Annotated in this window: 19 protein-coding genes and 1 riboswitch; of the genes, 7 read left to right on the forward strand and 12 right to left on the reverse strand. The window is 38.3% G+C overall.

Annotated features, from left to right (window positions below; genetic code table 11):
- Positions 1-5 precede the first annotated feature (5 nt).
- From ribE to AC25Y1_RS00820, 4 genes are all read right to left on the reverse strand, one after another.
- The gene (gene ribE, locus AC25Y1_RS00805) at positions 6-656 is read right to left on the reverse strand and encodes a riboflavin synthase (protein WP_488146034.1); all 651 of its coding nucleotides are present in this window, start codon (positions 654-656) and stop codon (positions 6-8) included.
- A gap of 703 nt (positions 657-1,359) precedes the next feature.
- A riboswitch (FMN riboswitch) is annotated at positions 1,360-1,537 on the reverse strand.
- Between the two features lie 93 nt (positions 1,538-1,630).
- Positions 1,631-2,533, reverse strand: a complete 903-nt coding sequence (locus AC25Y1_RS00810) for a glycine betaine ABC transporter substrate-binding protein (RefSeq protein WP_488146371.1) — start codon at positions 2,531-2,533, stop codon at positions 1,631-1,633.
- Positions 2,534-2,535: 2 nt separating this feature from the next.
- Positions 2,536-3,387, reverse strand: a complete 852-nt coding sequence (locus tag AC25Y1_RS00815) for an ABC transporter permease (protein ID WP_488146035.1) — start codon at positions 3,385-3,387, stop codon at positions 2,536-2,538.
- Positions 3,380-4,642 carry a quaternary amine ABC transporter ATP-binding protein gene (locus tag AC25Y1_RS00820; RefSeq protein ID WP_488146036.1) on the reverse strand — a complete coding sequence of 421 codons (1,263 nt, stop codon included), beginning with the start codon at positions 4,640-4,642 and terminating at the stop codon, positions 3,380-3,382. The genes AC25Y1_RS00815 and AC25Y1_RS00820 overlap by 8 nt, the downstream gene beginning before the upstream one ends.
- A gap of 220 nt (positions 4,643-4,862) precedes the next feature.
- Between AC25Y1_RS00820 and AC25Y1_RS00825 the strand changes: the two genes are divergently transcribed.
- From AC25Y1_RS00825 to AC25Y1_RS00835, 3 genes are all read left to right on the forward strand, one after another.
- On the forward strand, positions 4,863-5,408 hold the full coding sequence (locus AC25Y1_RS00825; protein ID WP_488146037.1) for a GbsR/MarR family transcriptional regulator: 546 nt from the start codon (positions 4,863-4,865) through the stop codon (positions 5,406-5,408).
- Positions 5,409-5,727: 319 nt separating this feature from the next.
- On the forward strand, positions 5,728-6,222 hold the full coding sequence (locus tag AC25Y1_RS00830) for a PH domain-containing protein (protein ID WP_488146038.1): 495 nt from the start codon (positions 5,728-5,730) through the stop codon (positions 6,220-6,222).
- The gene (locus AC25Y1_RS00835) at positions 6,222-7,694 is read left to right on the forward strand and encodes a PH domain-containing protein (protein WP_488146039.1); all 1,473 of its coding nucleotides are present in this window, start codon (positions 6,222-6,224) and stop codon (positions 7,692-7,694) included. Before AC25Y1_RS00830 ends, AC25Y1_RS00835 begins: the two co-directional genes overlap by 1 nt.
- 43 nt (positions 7,695-7,737) lie before the next feature.
- Here AC25Y1_RS00835 and AC25Y1_RS00840 read toward each other — a convergent pair whose 3' ends face one another.
- From AC25Y1_RS00840 to AC25Y1_RS00870, 7 genes are all read right to left on the reverse strand, one after another.
- Entirely contained in the window at positions 7,738-8,187 is a 450-nt protein-coding gene (locus AC25Y1_RS00840) for an OsmC family protein (RefSeq protein ID WP_488146040.1), read from the reverse strand.
- Between the two features lie 60 nt (positions 8,188-8,247).
- Positions 8,248-8,676: a hypothetical protein gene (locus AC25Y1_RS00845; protein WP_488146041.1), complete on the reverse strand. Its 429-nt coding sequence runs from the start codon at positions 8,674-8,676 to the stop codon at positions 8,248-8,250.
- A gap of 224 nt (positions 8,677-8,900) precedes the next feature.
- Positions 8,901-10,034, reverse strand: a complete 1,134-nt coding sequence (locus AC25Y1_RS00850; RefSeq protein WP_488146042.1) for a bifunctional cystathionine gamma-lyase/homocysteine desulfhydrase — start codon at positions 10,032-10,034, stop codon at positions 8,901-8,903.
- A 1-nt stretch (position 10,035) separates the two neighbouring features.
- Positions 10,036-10,968, reverse strand: a complete 933-nt coding sequence (locus AC25Y1_RS00855; protein ID WP_488146043.1) for a PLP-dependent cysteine synthase family protein — start codon at positions 10,966-10,968, stop codon at positions 10,036-10,038.
- The gene (locus tag AC25Y1_RS00860) at positions 10,968-11,438 is read right to left on the reverse strand and encodes an S-ribosylhomocysteine lyase (protein ID WP_488146044.1); all 471 of its coding nucleotides are present in this window, start codon (positions 11,436-11,438) and stop codon (positions 10,968-10,970) included. The genes AC25Y1_RS00855 and AC25Y1_RS00860 overlap by 1 nt, the downstream gene beginning before the upstream one ends.
- 18 nt (positions 11,439-11,456) lie before the next feature.
- Positions 11,457-12,104 (reverse strand): class I SAM-dependent methyltransferase, encoded by a 648-nt coding sequence (locus tag AC25Y1_RS00865; RefSeq protein WP_488146045.1) that lies wholly within the window; start codon positions 12,102-12,104, stop codon positions 11,457-11,459.
- 165 nt (positions 12,105-12,269) lie between these two features.
- Positions 12,270-13,004, reverse strand: coding sequence for a FixH family protein (locus tag AC25Y1_RS00870; protein ID WP_488146046.1), 735 nt, complete (start codon positions 13,002-13,004; stop codon positions 12,270-12,272).
- Between the two features lie 164 nt (positions 13,005-13,168).
- Between AC25Y1_RS00870 and AC25Y1_RS00875 the strand changes: the two genes are divergently transcribed.
- The 4 genes from AC25Y1_RS00875 (at position 13,169) to AC25Y1_RS00890 (ending at position 16,016) form a co-directional block, all read left to right on the forward strand.
- Positions 13,169-13,840 (forward strand): response regulator transcription factor, encoded by a 672-nt coding sequence (locus AC25Y1_RS00875; RefSeq protein ID WP_488146047.1) that lies wholly within the window; start codon positions 13,169-13,171, stop codon positions 13,838-13,840.
- A gap of 3 nt (positions 13,841-13,843) precedes the next feature.
- Positions 13,844-15,268 (forward strand): sensor histidine kinase, encoded by a 1,425-nt coding sequence (locus AC25Y1_RS00880; RefSeq protein WP_488146048.1) that lies wholly within the window; start codon positions 13,844-13,846, stop codon positions 15,266-15,268.
- Positions 15,269-15,283: 15 nt separating this feature from the next.
- Positions 15,284-15,823: an SCO family protein gene (locus AC25Y1_RS00885; RefSeq protein ID WP_488146372.1), complete on the forward strand. Its 540-nt coding sequence runs from the start codon at positions 15,284-15,286 to the stop codon at positions 15,821-15,823.
- A gap of 61 nt (positions 15,824-15,884) precedes the next feature.
- Entirely contained in the window at positions 15,885-16,016 is a 132-nt protein-coding gene (locus AC25Y1_RS00890; protein ID WP_488146049.1) for a hypothetical protein, read from the forward strand.
- Positions 16,017-16,266: 250 nt separating this feature from the next.
- On the opposite strand, the gene AC25Y1_RS00895 is transcribed toward AC25Y1_RS00890, so the two are convergent.
- Positions 16,267-16,830 (reverse strand): hypothetical protein, encoded by a 564-nt coding sequence (locus tag AC25Y1_RS00895; RefSeq protein ID WP_488146050.1) that lies wholly within the window; start codon positions 16,828-16,830, stop codon positions 16,267-16,269.
- Positions 16,831-16,866 lie beyond the last annotated feature (36 nt).

The raw sequence follows: 16,866 nt of genomic DNA on the forward strand, positions 1-16,866 counted from the left end.
ACTCCTTAATCTAAAAATCCGTTTGAAATCAGCGTGTCCATCGTTACGCTGCTACTTGGGGTATTTTCTTTTCTTATGAGTAATCTTTCGATATATTTCGCTAACATATCACATTCAATATTGACTTTATCTCCGACTTTTTTATATCCAACGACTGAATCATCTTGAGTGACAGGAATTAAAGAAATAATAAACCCTATTTCCGTCACACCAAAAATTGTTAATGACGTTCCATCAACTGTCACCGAGCCTTTTGGTATGAAATAATTCAACAGTTGGAGATCTATTTTAATCTCCAAATACGATGCATTCGCAACTTTTTCAATAGAAATTATTTCACCCGTACCATCAACATGACCACTAACGAAATGACCGCCAAATCTGCCATTTGCAGCCATTGCTCGTTCCAAATTCACCTTACTTCCTGAACGAAGTTCTTGTAATGTCGTCGCTTTTACTGTCTCTGGTATTACATCAGCTGTAAAATGATCTACCGAAAAGTTTGAGACTGTTAAGCACACGCCATTAATAGCTATACTGTCGCCTTTGTTCACGTCACTAAGCACTTTCTTACATCTAATCGCAAGTTGAAGTGAAGTAGCTCCTGGCGTGACCCGGGATATAGTTCCAATTTCCTCAATAATTCCAGTGAACATATATGGTGATTCCTCCTACTTTAAAGCATATGAAGCCTCCCAATTATCCGTAAATCGAAAACTTGAAGTGAAATTTTGCCATAAATAAATAAGCACCATTTCCAGTGAATTTTGATACCTTATTCAAATAATGTCCATTCGTTCTCTGGTTTAATCCAACCAAGGTAACGAATGAAAATGCCGAAAAATCCGTTTCTAACTGGGCAGATACAAGTGTTAAAATATTTTTTCACTGTTAAACTTAGATCTAAAATAATATGTTGGATTCTTTCCACCTAGGGGCAATGAGTGGTTGGGAAAGGATTATCATGAAGTACGGTTTACCGTCGATTGAAATCGCAATTTGGGTTTGATTTAAAAATTAGTCAGTGAATGACCAATCCAAATTCGCGTCTAAAAATGCACCGACCAGGGTGGCGGGCTTTAAAGTGACGTATGGATTACCGTATTTGATAAAATGAAAAATGCTTGGTTTGCGTGCTTTGTCTTTTTTCTAAGAGTCTCAAAGTGTAACTTTAATAAGCCAAGTTCCAATTCCTTTTGAAAGGATTTGGTTTTCTGGGCGTCATGATACCTATCAATTTCCAATTGAAATCAAGGTCTTCATGCAGCTAAGCGCTTTATATAGTCACAACTTTTGGTATTCCCCCTTCCATTCAAATTGAAAAGGACAAAGACCAAAGCATTGCATATAAAAATAGCCAAACAACTTCTCCCATCCAGACTTTAACTGTCGGTGCCAGAATTTCACCAGCTCCACCGCCCCTCGTTAAGTAAAAGGCGCGGGTCACGGACTAACGAGCAATGGAGAAGAATGCAGTACAATTCTTCTTTGCTCGATCACCGTCGGTAAGGAATTTCACCTTGCCCCGAAGAGTTTGTATTTATATGCTACTTCAACGTAACATAGGTAGAAAAATAAATCAAAAAAACTCAGCCCGATTGCTCGGAACTGAGTCTAATTGTTCACTAAATTATTCTTTTAAGTCTTCAATTGAATCGATGTCCATATATCTTGGAACTACCAAGCCAATTTTAACGCCTTCCATATTGATTCCTAAATCTTCGAAATCACCATCGAATTTTTCAGCATAAGTTGCATGTGTAACTGGTAACCAGGCAGCAAGTGTTGCGTCTGCACTACCATCAGCAATAGCTGTCCACATTGGTCCTGCTTCAACTTGTGTCAACGTAACATCATAGCCTACATCTTCAAGAACAATTTTCATCACATTATGACTCGCGATTTCACTGTCCCATGCAACATATGCAAGTTTGATTTTATCACCATCGACTGCCTCAACGCCATCAGTCCACTCTGCGACTTTATCTGCGTTTGCATCAATCCATGTTTGTGCTGCATCTACTTCATTTTCGCCCTCTTGCATTACAATCATCACTTCACCCATATCGTCCTCTGACCAGTTAAAGTTGGAAAGAATTGTATGAGCTTCTGGTAAATCATCTGCAAGTCCAGTACGTCCAATTGAATGAATTTCTTCTTCACCACCGTAGGTACCTTCCGGATCGTCAAGGTATTTCAAGTCAAATTCTGCAAACTTCCAGTGTGGTGTCCAACCTGTAACAATAATCGGCTCTTCATTAGCATATGCTCTTTTCAAAGCAGCTGTCATTGCCGAACCCGAACCTGTTGTAAGCGTCCATTCATCTAGTTCATAGTCAACAAGTGCTTCTTCTGTTTTTTCCATAATACCAGCACCTGGATCGATTCCTGTAATTTTATAATCGACTGACTCACCGACCGCTTCTGTTGAGCTTCCTGTTGCATTATCGTCTGTTTCTTCAGCGTCGCCACATGCAGCTAATCCGACCGCTAATAGAGCAACCGCTCCGAGTCCTAATACTTTTTTCTTGATTTTCATGATGTTTTTCCTCCTTGTTTTTTGGTACCGGCATGTTGCGTAATTCTGTCCAAAATAATCGCTACGATTACAATAGCCACACCTACTTCAACGCCAACCCCTGTTTTCAACTGTGTTACAGCTCGATATACTTGTTCTCCAAGCCCTGGTGCTCCTACCATTGAAGCGATTACCACCATAGACAATGAGAGCATAATGCTCTGGTTAACCCCTGCCATTATAGTTGGTTTAGCTAACGGAATCTGAATTTTACTCAGCCGTTGCCACGATGTCGACCCAAATGCTTCCGTCGCTTCAATTAAATCTTCAGGTACTTGTTGTATTCCTAACATCGTTAAACGGATTGTTGGCGGCATCGAAAATATAACGGATGCGACAACTCCTGGTACAACACCTATATTGAAAAAGAATATTGCTGGAATCAAGTAGACAAATGCTGGCATCGTCTGCATGAGATCCAGAATGGGATTAATAACTTTTCGTGCAGTTGCATTTTGAGAACCCCATATTCCTATCGGTATGCCAATTGCTATGGCAAAAACAACGGATGTGAGGACGAGTGCGAGCATTTGAAGCATTGGATACCAATACCCCAAGTAATCGATGAATAAAAATCCGATGAGTGAGAACACCGCGATTTTTCTAGTTGATATCCACCAAGCGAGCAAAGCAAACACAAATGCAAGCAAAATTGATGGAACGAGCTCTAGCCCATCGACAGATCCTTCAACAATTGATTCTAGCAATACGGCAATTCCGTCAAAGACGGCACTAAATGTTTGAACAAGCCAATCGACACCATTATCAATCCAATCGGCAAACGGAATTCGAGGTAAAAGTTTATCCATTTGTCTCCACCTCCGAAGTTACTTCATCGACAGAATCGACAATTCCATTTTCATTAATGAACTGATTATTTCCAGCCAATGCCCCGATTAGCGCACCGCGAATAATAATTCCTTGAAGTCGATTCTCTTCATTGACAACAGCGACTGGTATTGTAGCCGTTGATACGACATCAAACAACTCCGTTAGCAATCGATCCTCTGGAATCTTGAGAATATCGACTATAAGTATTTCTTCAAGGGATTTATTCGATTCTGTCGCTTTCACTGCATCTTGGGCAGTAACTGCACCAAGCAATCGTCCACTTTTATCCACAACATAAATGGATGAAATACGCAGTGTCTTCATGAGTCTAAGCGCAACCCTAGGACCACGGTCTATCTGCACTGTATCTGCTTTCTTCATAATATGTGCTGCCGTTAATACTTTAGCTAAATCGACGTCTTCAACAAATCGCTCGACATATTCATTTGATGGATTCATCAATATTTCTTCAGGAGTTCCAATTTGAACAATTTCTCCGTCTTTCATTAACGCGATTCGATCACCAATTCTGAGTGCTTCGTCCAAGTCATGCGTAATGAAGATAATTGTTTTCCTCATATTATCGTGAAGTTGTAACAATTCATCTTGCATATCTTTTCGGATGAGTGGGTCAAGCGCGCTAAATGCTTCATCCATAAGCAATATATCTGGATCATTAGCGAGTGCTCTTGCAAGTCCCACACGTTGCTGCATTCCACCACTCAATTGGGATGGGAGTTGTTCTTCATATCCTTTAAGTCCTACTAGTCTCAAGGACTCTTTTGCCTTTTTCGCCCGCTCTTCTTTCAAAACTCCCTTAACTTCCAATCCGTATTCGGTATTTGAAAGAATGGTCTTATGCGGAAATAGTGCAAAGTTTTGGAACACCATGCCTATTTTTTTCCGACGAACTTCGCGAAGTTGCTCTTTATTCATTTGAACAATGTCTTCACCATCGAGTAGAACATGCCCCGACGTAGGGTCTATTAATCTGTTAAGTAATCTGACTAATGTCGACTTTCCACTTCCAGAAAGGCCCATTATGACAAATATTTCACCATCATACACGTCAAACGATGCATTTTTCACACCGACTGTTGCGCCGGTAGCTTTTAATACTTCTTCTTTCGTTTTTCCTTCATTAAGCAGTTGCACTGCCCGTTTGTTGTTTTTGCCAAAAATTTTCGTCGCGTCTTTCACTTCGATCTTTTTCTTGGCATTTTGCTCAGTCATACTTACACTCCCTAAAATCTATAAATTTCCGAATGTCTATCAGTATATCTGTAACAAGATTGCAATACAACTGTTTTAACCATTTAAATCGAATATACGGTTAAAACTGTACAAACTTTCGTCGCTATGAATTGCTTTTTAAGAAAAACTGTAATACGCTATATAGAAACAGCTAGAATAAGCTTTTATATAAGCCATTAGCTATAAGGAGGAACGGAATATGGATGGTGAAGAAAGACTGGAAAAGGCACGTAATCGTATCGCTGAGTCGATTGCGCAAAATATACATTTATACGGCCTCCCACCATCTGCCGGTAGACAATATGGAATGATGTTTTTCCAGGATCGTCCACTAACCCTCGACGATATGTCTGAAGAGCTTGGAATGAGTAAGACAAGTATGAGCACATCGATTAGAGCGTTGGCAGATGCCAAATTAGTAGATCGCGTATGGCAACGCGGCGTTCGAAAAGACTTATATGAAGTGAAAGATGATTGGTATCAAAGTTTCATTGATATGTTTAATAGTAGATGGAGAAGATCGGTGTCGCTGCATTCAACTGCCATTAGAAAATCGCTCAATGAACTTGAGCAACTTATAAATGACGAGTCCATTAGTCCTGAAATTTTGGAGAAAGCTAAAGTCGACAGAGATAAAATTATCTATATTCGAGATTATTACGATTGGCTCGACCGCCTCATCGATGCTTTTGAGGACCATGATATTTTCGATCTTGTTCCAATTAAAACCACTACTAAGGATTGACTAACTGAATAGTTACCGAAAAGGCATCAGCCTCTTACTGATTGCCTTTTTTTGTTGCTAATTTCTTAGGTAAAATGAAAGTATGGGGAATTTGGGCGGTGCGGGTGCAGTTATGATCGCTGCGTTGTGGTTTGTGATCGTTGCTCGAACGGTTATTCTCGGAGCAGGACGATTTCCTTTTTTATGATCGTTGCGTTGTGGTTTGTGCTCGTTGCTCGAACCTTTATGATCATTGCAAACCGTAAAGTTTCCATTGAAACTTTACGGGCTTCAATACGTATTAGAAGTAAGTTATTAATTGATTCATAGGAGTGGTTTAATGTATTCGGAAATTCACGCACCTGAAAACAGGTTATCAAAGGACTCAGTAAAAGTTTGGATTATTAGTGGAATCATAAGTTATTCTATTTGGCTTATCCTATTTGCGGTTCTACTCTATGTAGATTTCCGGTTTTCTTGGTATGAATGGATTGGGTGGATATTAATAGGGATTACTTCTTTAATCGCATTGTCCGGAATTTGGTCCGTCTTCATTAAACCTTTTATACTATATAAAAATTGGCGATACGCTGCTAACGAAGAGTTTTTACAATTAAAGTTTGGCGCTTTTCATGAAGAACACCAACTTGTTCCGATGACAAAAATTCAATCTGTTTCTACTAACCAAGGTCCAATACTTAGAAAGTACGGACTTTACTCTATCTCTATCGAAACCATGGGATCTTCTCACGTCATTCCCACATTGCCTAAAGATGTCGCCTATGAATTAAGGAACCAAATTGCACATTTCGCAAAAATAAAGGAAGTAGAATAATGGAGAAACGTCGACGTTATCATCCATTCGTTATTGCAATGGACTTATGGGGTTTTGTGAAAAATAGTTTTTTCCTTATATTCATTTTCATTCTTTCCTTCAGTAATGATTCAACGCTTTATACATACGGTAGAATCCTTCTTTTATTATTGTTTGCAGGAGCAATCATTAATATTTTATTAGACTGGGTCGTTAATAAATACGAAATACAGGACGACAATTTTCATATTTATAAGGGGATCTTTAGTAAAAGTGAGAGCGTTATTCCTTTTTCTCGAATTCAAAATATACAAAGGCAGACCTCTTTCTTCCAGAGACTTTTTAAACTTACATCCCTAACGTTAGAAACAGGTGCAAATACGACTGTTGAATTTAAAGTAGTTTCAAATTTGGAAGCTTCTCGAATCGAGGCGTTACTGGACCAATTTGAGACAAGTGTCGAAGAGTCTCCCGGAATTGAGGATATCGATCAGCCTAATATGACTATTTCAGGGCGAACCCTTCATTTCACACCTACTAAGAAAGACCTGTTAAAAGCATCATTCACTTCTTTCAGTTTTCTTTTGATAATTCCAATCTTCGGATCGATTTATTCAAAGATTACCAATTTTGATGGTGTGGAGGAATTTGCTGAAGGCTTTCTGTCACGATTTTTAACGTCTACGCTTGTCATCGTAATTGTCGTTATTTTATTGTTCATCATTTCTATCATTGCTGGAATTATTAGGACCTTTTTGAAGTATGGAAAATATGAAATCGCATCTGATGAAGAACGTATTTTCATTAAAAAAGGGGTTTTGACTGAATCTTTCTTTACTATTTCAAAAGAAAAAGTTCAAGCAATTGAAATTACACAATCGACTATTAAACGAATCCTAGGACTTGCGGAAATTAAATTAATCAGTGCTGGTAGTGTTGGTGACGATGAACTTGCGACGAATTCACTGTACCCTTTTCTACCGATTAAACGTGCTTATGAGATGATTCACGAACTATTACCAGACTATGAAATAACAGAATCGATGCGTAAACTTCCGAAAAAGTCGTTCTGGATCCGGCTCTTAAAACCCAGTTGGTTTTGGTTGATTGTGACAATTACACTCTATTATTTTAAGCCCACGCCATTTGATTTTGAACATACTTGGTGGATAGGCTCGGCGGCATTACTTGTATTAATTATCAGTTTAAGATTGCTTGATTATTTCAACACACGATTCGCTATGAATGACAATTTTATTCAATTCAAATCAGGGAGTTTTCAGACGACAGTTTTTATATCAAAACGTGAAAAAATAATTGAAGTCAATGTTACACGTAGCAAATTACAACAATTACTCGGACTTGCATCCATTGGAACTGTAAATCGGGCAAAACCCGTTCACCATAGCGGAGTAGACGACATTCCCGTTCAGATGGCCGATCATTTCTACACATGGTATGCAAATCGAGGAAACGACATTAAAGTCGAATGAAAAAATAGCCCCATTCAACTTTAATGTTGTATAGGGCTATTTTTCATTTAGAAACTTTAATAGTTGCTTCTAATTCAACTTGAACGTTTCCTTGAATGGCTCGGCTAATCATACAGGAAGTTTCTGCTTTTTCTGCAAGTCTAAGCGCAAGCGATTTGTCTCTTTCCGTTGCATTCACTTTTAGTAAAATAAGTGGTTTATGAATGATTTTTTTATATGTAATGACACCATTCGTCACATCGACTACACCAACTGCTTCCATTGTCAGTGCTTCTTTCTCAAGATTACTTCGCTCCATGATCGCAGCCAATGTAATAATATAACAAGTCGCTGCTGCACCTAAGAGCATTTCATCTGGATTTGTTCCAATCCCCGGCCCGTCCATCTCCGGCGGAATCGAGACTTCTGTTTTCAAATTCCCCGCGTCAATCGTTCCAACATCGTTTCGTAAACCCGGCCAATTTGCCGTTAGGTGGAAATAGTGCTCTGCCATTTTTTTATCTCCTTCCCTATATCTGTTGAGATAATTGTATCAAATGATGATGATAAAGAATTAAAAAGACTCCCTAGGCTGAGATGTAAAATCCTTTATGAATTTAAATATAATTGCAATGAACAATGAGGCTGAAATAAATATAAAGTAAGTGACTACATTGAAATAGTGATTATTGACGTGTATAGATAAAATTGATGATGTTATTTGATTTATATATTCCCAATCAGTCGAACCATATTTCATCTTATGTGCTTCTGCTAAAACATCGCGGTGGACTATAAACGCGGCTTTTTGATAAAGTACACCAATAATCCAAAAGATAGCTATTATTATCATGGCGAAAATAAGATGTAACCTTTTAATTACAATATTATTGAATGTTTTTAGCCATAAAAATACTAAATAACAAAACGGGAAAAATAGTAAAATGATTAATGGAATTGCAGGGTTTCCGTTTCCAGAAGTCTGACCTGGATGGGGTGTCATTTGATTAATAAAGAAAAAAAGTAAGCCGCTACATATACTCATCAAAATTAATAAGACTTTATTCCTCAACTGGACCACCTCTTTATTAATATATTATCAGATAAGTAAATAAACCGATACCAGCTATCAAACAATACTTTTTAATACATTGCAATATTTAATTTCACATAAAAAGATTGGCTAATGCATCTTCTGCATGGCCAATCTTTTTATCAATCATATTTTTATGCTAAAGCCTGTTCCAAATCCTCAAGTAAATCTTCTACATCTTCAATCCCAACAGATATACGAACAAGGCCGTCTGTAATACCTAGTTCTTGTCTACGATCACTTGGAATCGATGCGTGTGTCATTCTCGCCGGGATTGAAATTAAGCTTTCAACAGCGCCTAAACTTTCAGCAAGTGTAAAGTAACGCAATTTCGCTAGTAGTTCATCCGCCTTTTCTTCACTTCCAACATCAAATGAGATCATTCCGCCAAAACCAGTTGCTTGCTTCGTCATAAGTTCATAACCAGGATGGTCTTCTAAACCTGGATAATATACTTTTCCAATGGCATCATGTTCAACTAAATACTTTGCAATCTTCAAGGCATTTTCATTATGCTCTTCCATACGAAGGCCCAACGTTTTTATCCCGCGTATTAATAACCATGAATCCTGCGGCCCAAGAATAGCGCCCACTGAGTTTTGGATGAAATGCATTTCCTCTGCTAGTTCTTCGGTTGAGACAACGACGAGCCCAGCGACGACATCGCTATGTCCACCGATATATTTCGTTGCACTGTGCAGAACGATATCTGCCCCTTGTGCAATGGGTTGTTGGAAATAAGGCGTCATAAATGTATTATCAACAATCGTTAGTAATCCTTTTTCCTTTGCAAGTTTAGCGACTGCTTCAATATCTGTCACTTTTAGCAAAGGATTGGTTGGCGATTCTAAAAATATTGCTTTCGTGTTTTTCCCAATCGCCGCTTCGACTTCAGTAATATCACTTGAATCAACAAATGTCGAGGAGATTCCAAACCGATTCAATACTTTTGTCATGACCCTGTAAGTCCCACCGTAAACATCATCCGTGAAGACGACATGGTCCCCTTTACTAAACAGCATCATCACCGAACTAATTGCCGCCATTCCAGATCCAAAAGCAAACCCGGCTTTACCGCCTTCTAAATCACTGATTAATACTTCCAGAGCATGTCGTGTAGGATTGCCAGTTCTTGAATACTCATAACCGTTAAATACCCCGACTGATTGTTGTTTGTACGTACTCACTTGATAAATAGGTGTTGTCACAGCACCTGTCGTTTCGTCTCCTACGATTCCACCGTGAATTAACTTCGTTTTTGCTCGCAAATTATTCGCTCCCTTTAAACAAATCATAGATGTTTTGACTTAAATAACGTTCGCTCGAGTCTGGAAATATAGTGACGATGTGACTGCCTTCTTTTGCACTTTTTGCTTCCTGTAATGCCCCACTAAATGCAGACCCTGAAGAGCTTCCAACAAGTAAACCTTCGAATTTGGCAAGTTGCCGCAATTGCTTAAAGGCTTCTTTGTCACTTATTGTATGGATCGCATCAAAATAGGATGTATCCATATAGTTCGGGATGAATTCCATGCCAATTCCTTCTGTGACGTGGGATCCTGCTTTTCCACCATTTAAAATCGAGCCTTCTGGTTCAACAATGACTGTTTTCACGAGGTTGTTTTTCATTTTTAAATACTCGGCTGTTCCCATGAAAGTTCCGCCAGTTCCCCCGCCTGCAACAAAGATACCAATTTGGCCGTCCATATCATTCCAGAGTTCAGGGCCAAGTGTTTTCACATAAGTCGCAGGATTGGCTGGATTGGAAAACTGTGAAGGAGAATAAGCGCCTGGGATTTCCGAAACGAGTTCCTGTGCTTTTTTTATAGCACCCGTCATCCCTAGGTCCGTTTCTGTATGGATAATTTCAGCACCAAGTGCGCGCATTAATGTTTGTTTTTCCATACTAAACTTCTTCGGTACAACAAACTTCACATGGTACCCTTTTCCAATTGCCGCCAGTGCTAGACCTATTCCCGTATTCCCTGCGGTCGGTTCGATGATTGTTCCGCCCGGCTTTAGAGCACCCGACTGCTCAGCATCCTCAATAAGAGAAAGACCGAGTCGATCTTTTACACTACCACCTGGATTTAAATACTCGAGCTTTGCAAAAATACGACAATTATTAGGAATAGGTATGTGATTAATTTCAACAATTGGTGTATTCCCTATTAATTCCTGCACATTTTTATATACTTTCATTACTTTGCCTCTTTGTACACTTGATGCCATTCATCTTTTTTCGCGAGCATATTTTCCGCCAATTCTTTTGCGCCTTCTAAACTATGGTTTGCAGCCCATCCACATTGAACGACGTTACATGCTGGAACTACCGTTGCTGCTAACACATCTTGTAATGTTTTTTCTAAAATCACTAGAATCTCATCGTAATTATCGTGGTTAATAACCGTTAAATAGAAACCCGTTTGACATCCCATTGGACTTAGATCCACTACCTGATCTGTGTGATTACGAATGTTTTCAGCCATGATATGTTCAATGGAATGGAGTGCATCCATTTTCATGAACTCAGTATTTGGTTGTGTAAACCGGAGATCGTATTTATAGATTTCGTCGCCTTTTTCACCTATTTTTGTTCCTGCTAAGCGCACATATGGTGCAGCTACTTTCGTATGATCTAAGTTAAAACTTTCAACATTTAATTTTTCCATGTCTATCTCTCCCAGTGTTTACATATTTGCCTTCTTTGTCGCGTTCAAGATCCAAACATAGTCATTCATTTGTTTACTTGTAATTTCAAATCCTGCTGTCATAAATAATTCCATTAATACAGGTACTGTTGTGTAATATTCACGTTCTAAATCATCTGCAACGTTATGAAAACCACGTGAACGTTCTTTGACAATTTGTGTTAGCTTCGTTTCTTCGGTTATAAACATCGTATCTGCAAAGATAACTTTCCCGTTTTCGTCTAATAACTCAGCATACTTCTTAAGAGCTACACCTTTTTCGTCATCTGTTAAATGATGAAATACGTAGGAGCTAACGATTGTATCGATTGATAGATTATCTATTTTAAAATCTAATAAATCGCCATCTATAATATCCAGCATTGGAAATCGCTCGCTAGAAAATTTACGCATGGCGTCGTTTGGTTCAACGCCAATGACAGTCAATCCTTTATCTACTAATTTAGCAGTAAGGTTTCCTGTTCCCGTTCCAAACTCAAGCACTGTTCCAAATGATTGATCTGCCACTTCAGCCAGTATTTCGTTATAGCCTTCGAAAACGTCGGCGTACTCTGGATCCTTACCTGCGACTGAAGCATCATACGAATCAATCCATCCATCAAAAATATCGATGAATTCACGTCCCATAATAAAACCCCTTTTATATACATACTATTCTTACTGACTTAGTAGGAATTAGGCTTACATACTATTTATAACATATTTCAAATTATATGCAACCATGTTTAATCTATGAGACTAGAAATAAAAAAAGAACTATTTCGTTGAGATCCCGAAATAGTTCTTTTCTTCTTATTGAACGATTAGATCAAAGGTTTCATGTTCATGTAATTCATTCTCATCTTGAACGTGAATTTGAACGTGATAAGTGCTTGCTTCCGTAAATGTATGTTTTCCAGTGTATTCACCTGTACTCGTTTCTTCAGCATTTACCCACTCATGTTTCTCGGATAAATCGCTCCAAATTTCATAACGGACTCTTAAATTTTCTAAAGGCTCATTCTCCATCTGTATCTGAACGACCAATGATGTTTCTACCTCAGCAGTTGGATCCTCTGGTGCCGTGAAATACATAGAAAAACCTTCAGCATGATAGTGGTCTTCTGCTGCTTGTTCATCATAATGGCCACCGTCCCCAACAACCACTTCAGTTAACGGCATTGTGTGTTGGCCATTTGCAGTGACATGAACCTGAACATGAAATAAGCCATCATGGTCAAAAGAGGTGTCTGCTGTGTAAATACCACCTTTTTCATTTAGTGAATCAATCATTTCACTTTCTGACTTCTTGCCTTCCTCCCATACCTCGAATACAACTTCACTCGCGTCTTCTATTTTATTTTCACCCTGTGTAACAAAAGCTTTCATGTCCACAGTTTCATTTATCGCTGCTGTTTCAGTGACTGTTAGTTCAACTTCTAGTATTTCCGGTAAGGCTACTTCTGTAGGAATGTCGTCTTCCTTACCACAAGCCGCTAATACGCCAAGTATTAATAGTACTGTTAAAAATCCAGTTATTCTTTTCAACTTGAATCCCCCTGTACGTTTAATTATGAATTGCTGGTAACTCCAGTATAATTATAAAGAGAGTTTTAGAACTTTATGTGAAGTAGTTCATTGCTTCACACAAACTTCATAACTTTACTTGAAAATAGATATAAAGATATTTACTGAAGAATGAGGTGGTTTGTATGAATGCTTATACAATAATGATAGTTGATGATGAAAGTCAAATGAGAGAACTTGTGCGCAAGTTCTTAGAATCTAAACAATATCGTGTCGTGGAAGCGACTGATGGGGTAGACGCATTAGAACAGCTCCAGAAAATGTCGCCTGACCTTGTCATAGTTGATGTAATGATGCCTTATATGGACGGCTTCCAATTTGCTGAAGAAGTCAAACGCAGTTCCGCCGTCCCAATTATTTTTCTATCTGCAAAAGGTGATGAATGGGATAAAGTGAAAGGTCTCCAACTTGGAGATGACTATATCGTTAAACCTTTTCTCCCTGCAGAAATGATCGCCCGTGTCGAATCTGTTCTTAGACGTACCTATCAAATTCCCAATCCACAAAGCTTGTTGAAAGTCGGCCCATTTGTGATTGATGCATCTGCGCATACCGCAACAGTCGATGGCAAAACTTTATCACTCACGTTGAAGGAATTCGGACTTCTACAACTGCTATTAAAAAATAGAGGGCGTGTCTATTCAAGAGAGCAGTTATTGGCCCTTCTTTGGGATGAAAACCACAAGAGTACAGACCGAACAGTAGATACCCATATTAAAACTTTGCGTCTTAAACTAGGGACTTATGCTGAAGTGATTGAAACTGTTTGGGGTATCGGCTATAAATTAGAGGTGTAATCGGTGAAAAAATCCAGATTTACATTCAGTAAGAAAATACTTTTCCTATTACTATCTAGTGTTGGATTTACAATAATTTTCTCTTTTTTCTTCATTCATTATTTATATTCAAATTTATATTTAGCCAGTATTGAAGAATCCGTCATTTACCAAGGTCAAAGAACGGCGTCTCATTATCATTACGGGGAATTGAGTGACGAAATCATTGAAAAAATCCAATGGTATAATCTCGTCTCCGAATATGAAATTATTGTCGTCGATCAATTAGATGATCTCTCATCTTATTTCCCCTATAAAATCAATGATGAAACGCTCATCGACAAACAAGACTTGGCCTTATTAGATAACGGCAAGTATGTGCTTAAAGAAGGGTTTGTTGAAGAATTCGACCGTGAAATCATTGGCGCAATTTTCCCAATAAAAGGCGAAAATAACCTGATCGGATATATCTACATTTATGTACCGCTAGCGGCCATTCAAGACGTTTTCCGCGATAGTATTCCAATTCTCTTAGTAAGTGGCACCCTATTTTTCTTACTTCTATTTTTAATCGTCAATCGTTTTTGGGCATCGATTTTCAACCCATTAAAAAAACTTCAACAAAAAGCTGTTGAAGTTTCTAAAGGAAATTATTCAAAGTATCTTGAATTTACGCCAGACGATGAAATCGGCCAATTAACAAAAGCATTTGATACAATGAGCTATTCCCTTGGGCAACAGGAGAAGAGAAAAAAGGAATTCACGTCCAATATTGTTCATGAATTACGTACCCCACTTACCTATATTATGGGCTATACACAAGCGTTAAAACAAAATATTTATACATCTCCAGAAGAAGCCGAGAGCTATTTAATGACCATCGAAAAAGAAGCCGAACGACTCAATAAGTTAATCAATGATTTAAATGAGCTTAATCATTTACAAGAAGACTTTTATACAATTGAATCTGAGCCGATTGCGATTGCACAATTATTAACAGACACGATTAAATTGTTTAAGATTCAGGTCTCCCGACGAAATGTGGCGCTCGAAGTCACCATTCAAGAAGAGCTCATCGTCTTTGGTGACCCTCAGCGCATTCAACAAGTTTTCTATAACGTTTTGGATAACGCAATCAAATATTCAACTGAAAACAATATGATCCATATTCGTTTGGTCGAAGACGATGCTTATGTACAATTTTCAGTGACCAATCAAGGAACACCAATCTCTGAAGAAGATTTACATCGGATTGGCGAACGTTTTTTCCGCACAGACAAGGCGAGAAATCGTTCAACGGGTGGTTCAGGTTTAGGTCTTTCCATTGTAAAAGAAATCGTTCGTTTGCATGATGGAATATTTTCCATCGAGAGTAGTACGACTGAAGGGACAAATGTGCGGATTCAATTACCAAAATGGGAAGACGAGGATGCCGCTGAAGAAACTTAAAGTTTCCTTCAGCGGCTGAGTTGTGCTGTTCTTCTTTTCGCGTGTGGGCCAAAACACCAGGAAGAGCAAACAATCAAACCATTTTCATTTACCAATCAAGAAGGAGAAGCTTTTGGATTGAATGAGCTATCTGATACTGTCTGGATTGCTGATTTCATATTCACAAATTACACAACAATTTGCCAACCAATGACCGCAGAAATGGCTTCACTCCAACGTACTTTCAAAGAAAAAAATTTCGATGTGGAGTTCGTGTCATTTACTGTTGACCCGAAAATTGATACACCCAGTAAACTAAAATCATATATGACAGACTTTACTGATGACTTATCGAATTGGAACCTACTGACTGGTTATAAACAAGACGAAATTGAAATTTTCGCCAGAGATCAATTTAAAACCATCGTACAAAAACCCGTCGCCTCAACACAAGTTATCCATAGTTCGAATTTTTATTTAGTTGACAATAATGGACATCTAGTAAAGGAATATAATTTTGTAGATGCATCTTATGTGGATAAGATGATAAAGGATGTTAAGGAATTATTAAAATGACATTAAACGGGTCATTTAACATGTTTCGACTAGCAGCGTTTTCACCTATTGATAGGATAAAGTGAAACTTCAATCCGTGGGGGGGCTTTTCATCTCCGAAGAAGAATGCAGTTCAATTCTTCCTAACGGATTGTTAGTTGAACCAATCGGGCATTTACGGGCAGTTGATCGACCACTTATCTTTATCGTCTAACATATGCCTTGAAGTAGGCGTCTTACTGCCCGTTAATGCGGGATAAGTTGTTTTGCTTGCATGCGGGACCTTACACCTGAAAAAAAGCAGTGGAAGCGGTTCGACCTAGTCTACAGGTAATCGTCCGTCTGGTACAGATTTCATTGGATATAATACAAACTGAGTAGGTAATCAATAGATTGATTACCTACTCAGTAAAAATATAGTTATTTGAACCACTCGTAATGGATTTGTTTAACAGACGTTGTTTTCACTCATACAAATACATTAATTGTAACAGGTAGGAAAGTTCATCTTCAGCAATAATAGTAATCAACAATGAATTATTTCCTTTTGTCCCCTGAATTGTGTACATCGTCTGTGCAATATCCACCCTTTCGACTTCATAATCATTCTTCACTAAATACTTGTCATACTTTTCTTTAACGTCTTCAAAATCACCCTCAACTTGATAAGATAACGAAATCGAATTGAGACTATGTTCGTCATCCTTATCTTTTGGCGAACTGCTAGACATGACTAAAAATTCTTTTGCTGGTAATGAAATGTCTTGTGGAAACCCATCAGGAATCTCCGCATGTGATCCCATATTTACAGTTATCTCTGATTCTTCTCCATCCTTACCAGTCGTAATGGAAACACCACCGTCATCAGTATCCAAATCAATGTTGGATTTTTCACCGTCTTCGCCTTCTATCACTACGCTATCTTTACTAAGCTTAATCTTCCCACCATCCCCTGTAGGAATCGATATGCAACCAGTTAGCAACAGTGTGACCGTTACAAAATACAATAAGCTTCTTAAATTCCTCATTTAGATAACCTCCAAATAGTTTCTGGATAAACGCTA

This window comes from Sporosarcina sp. Y1009 (genome assembly GCF_057669865.1).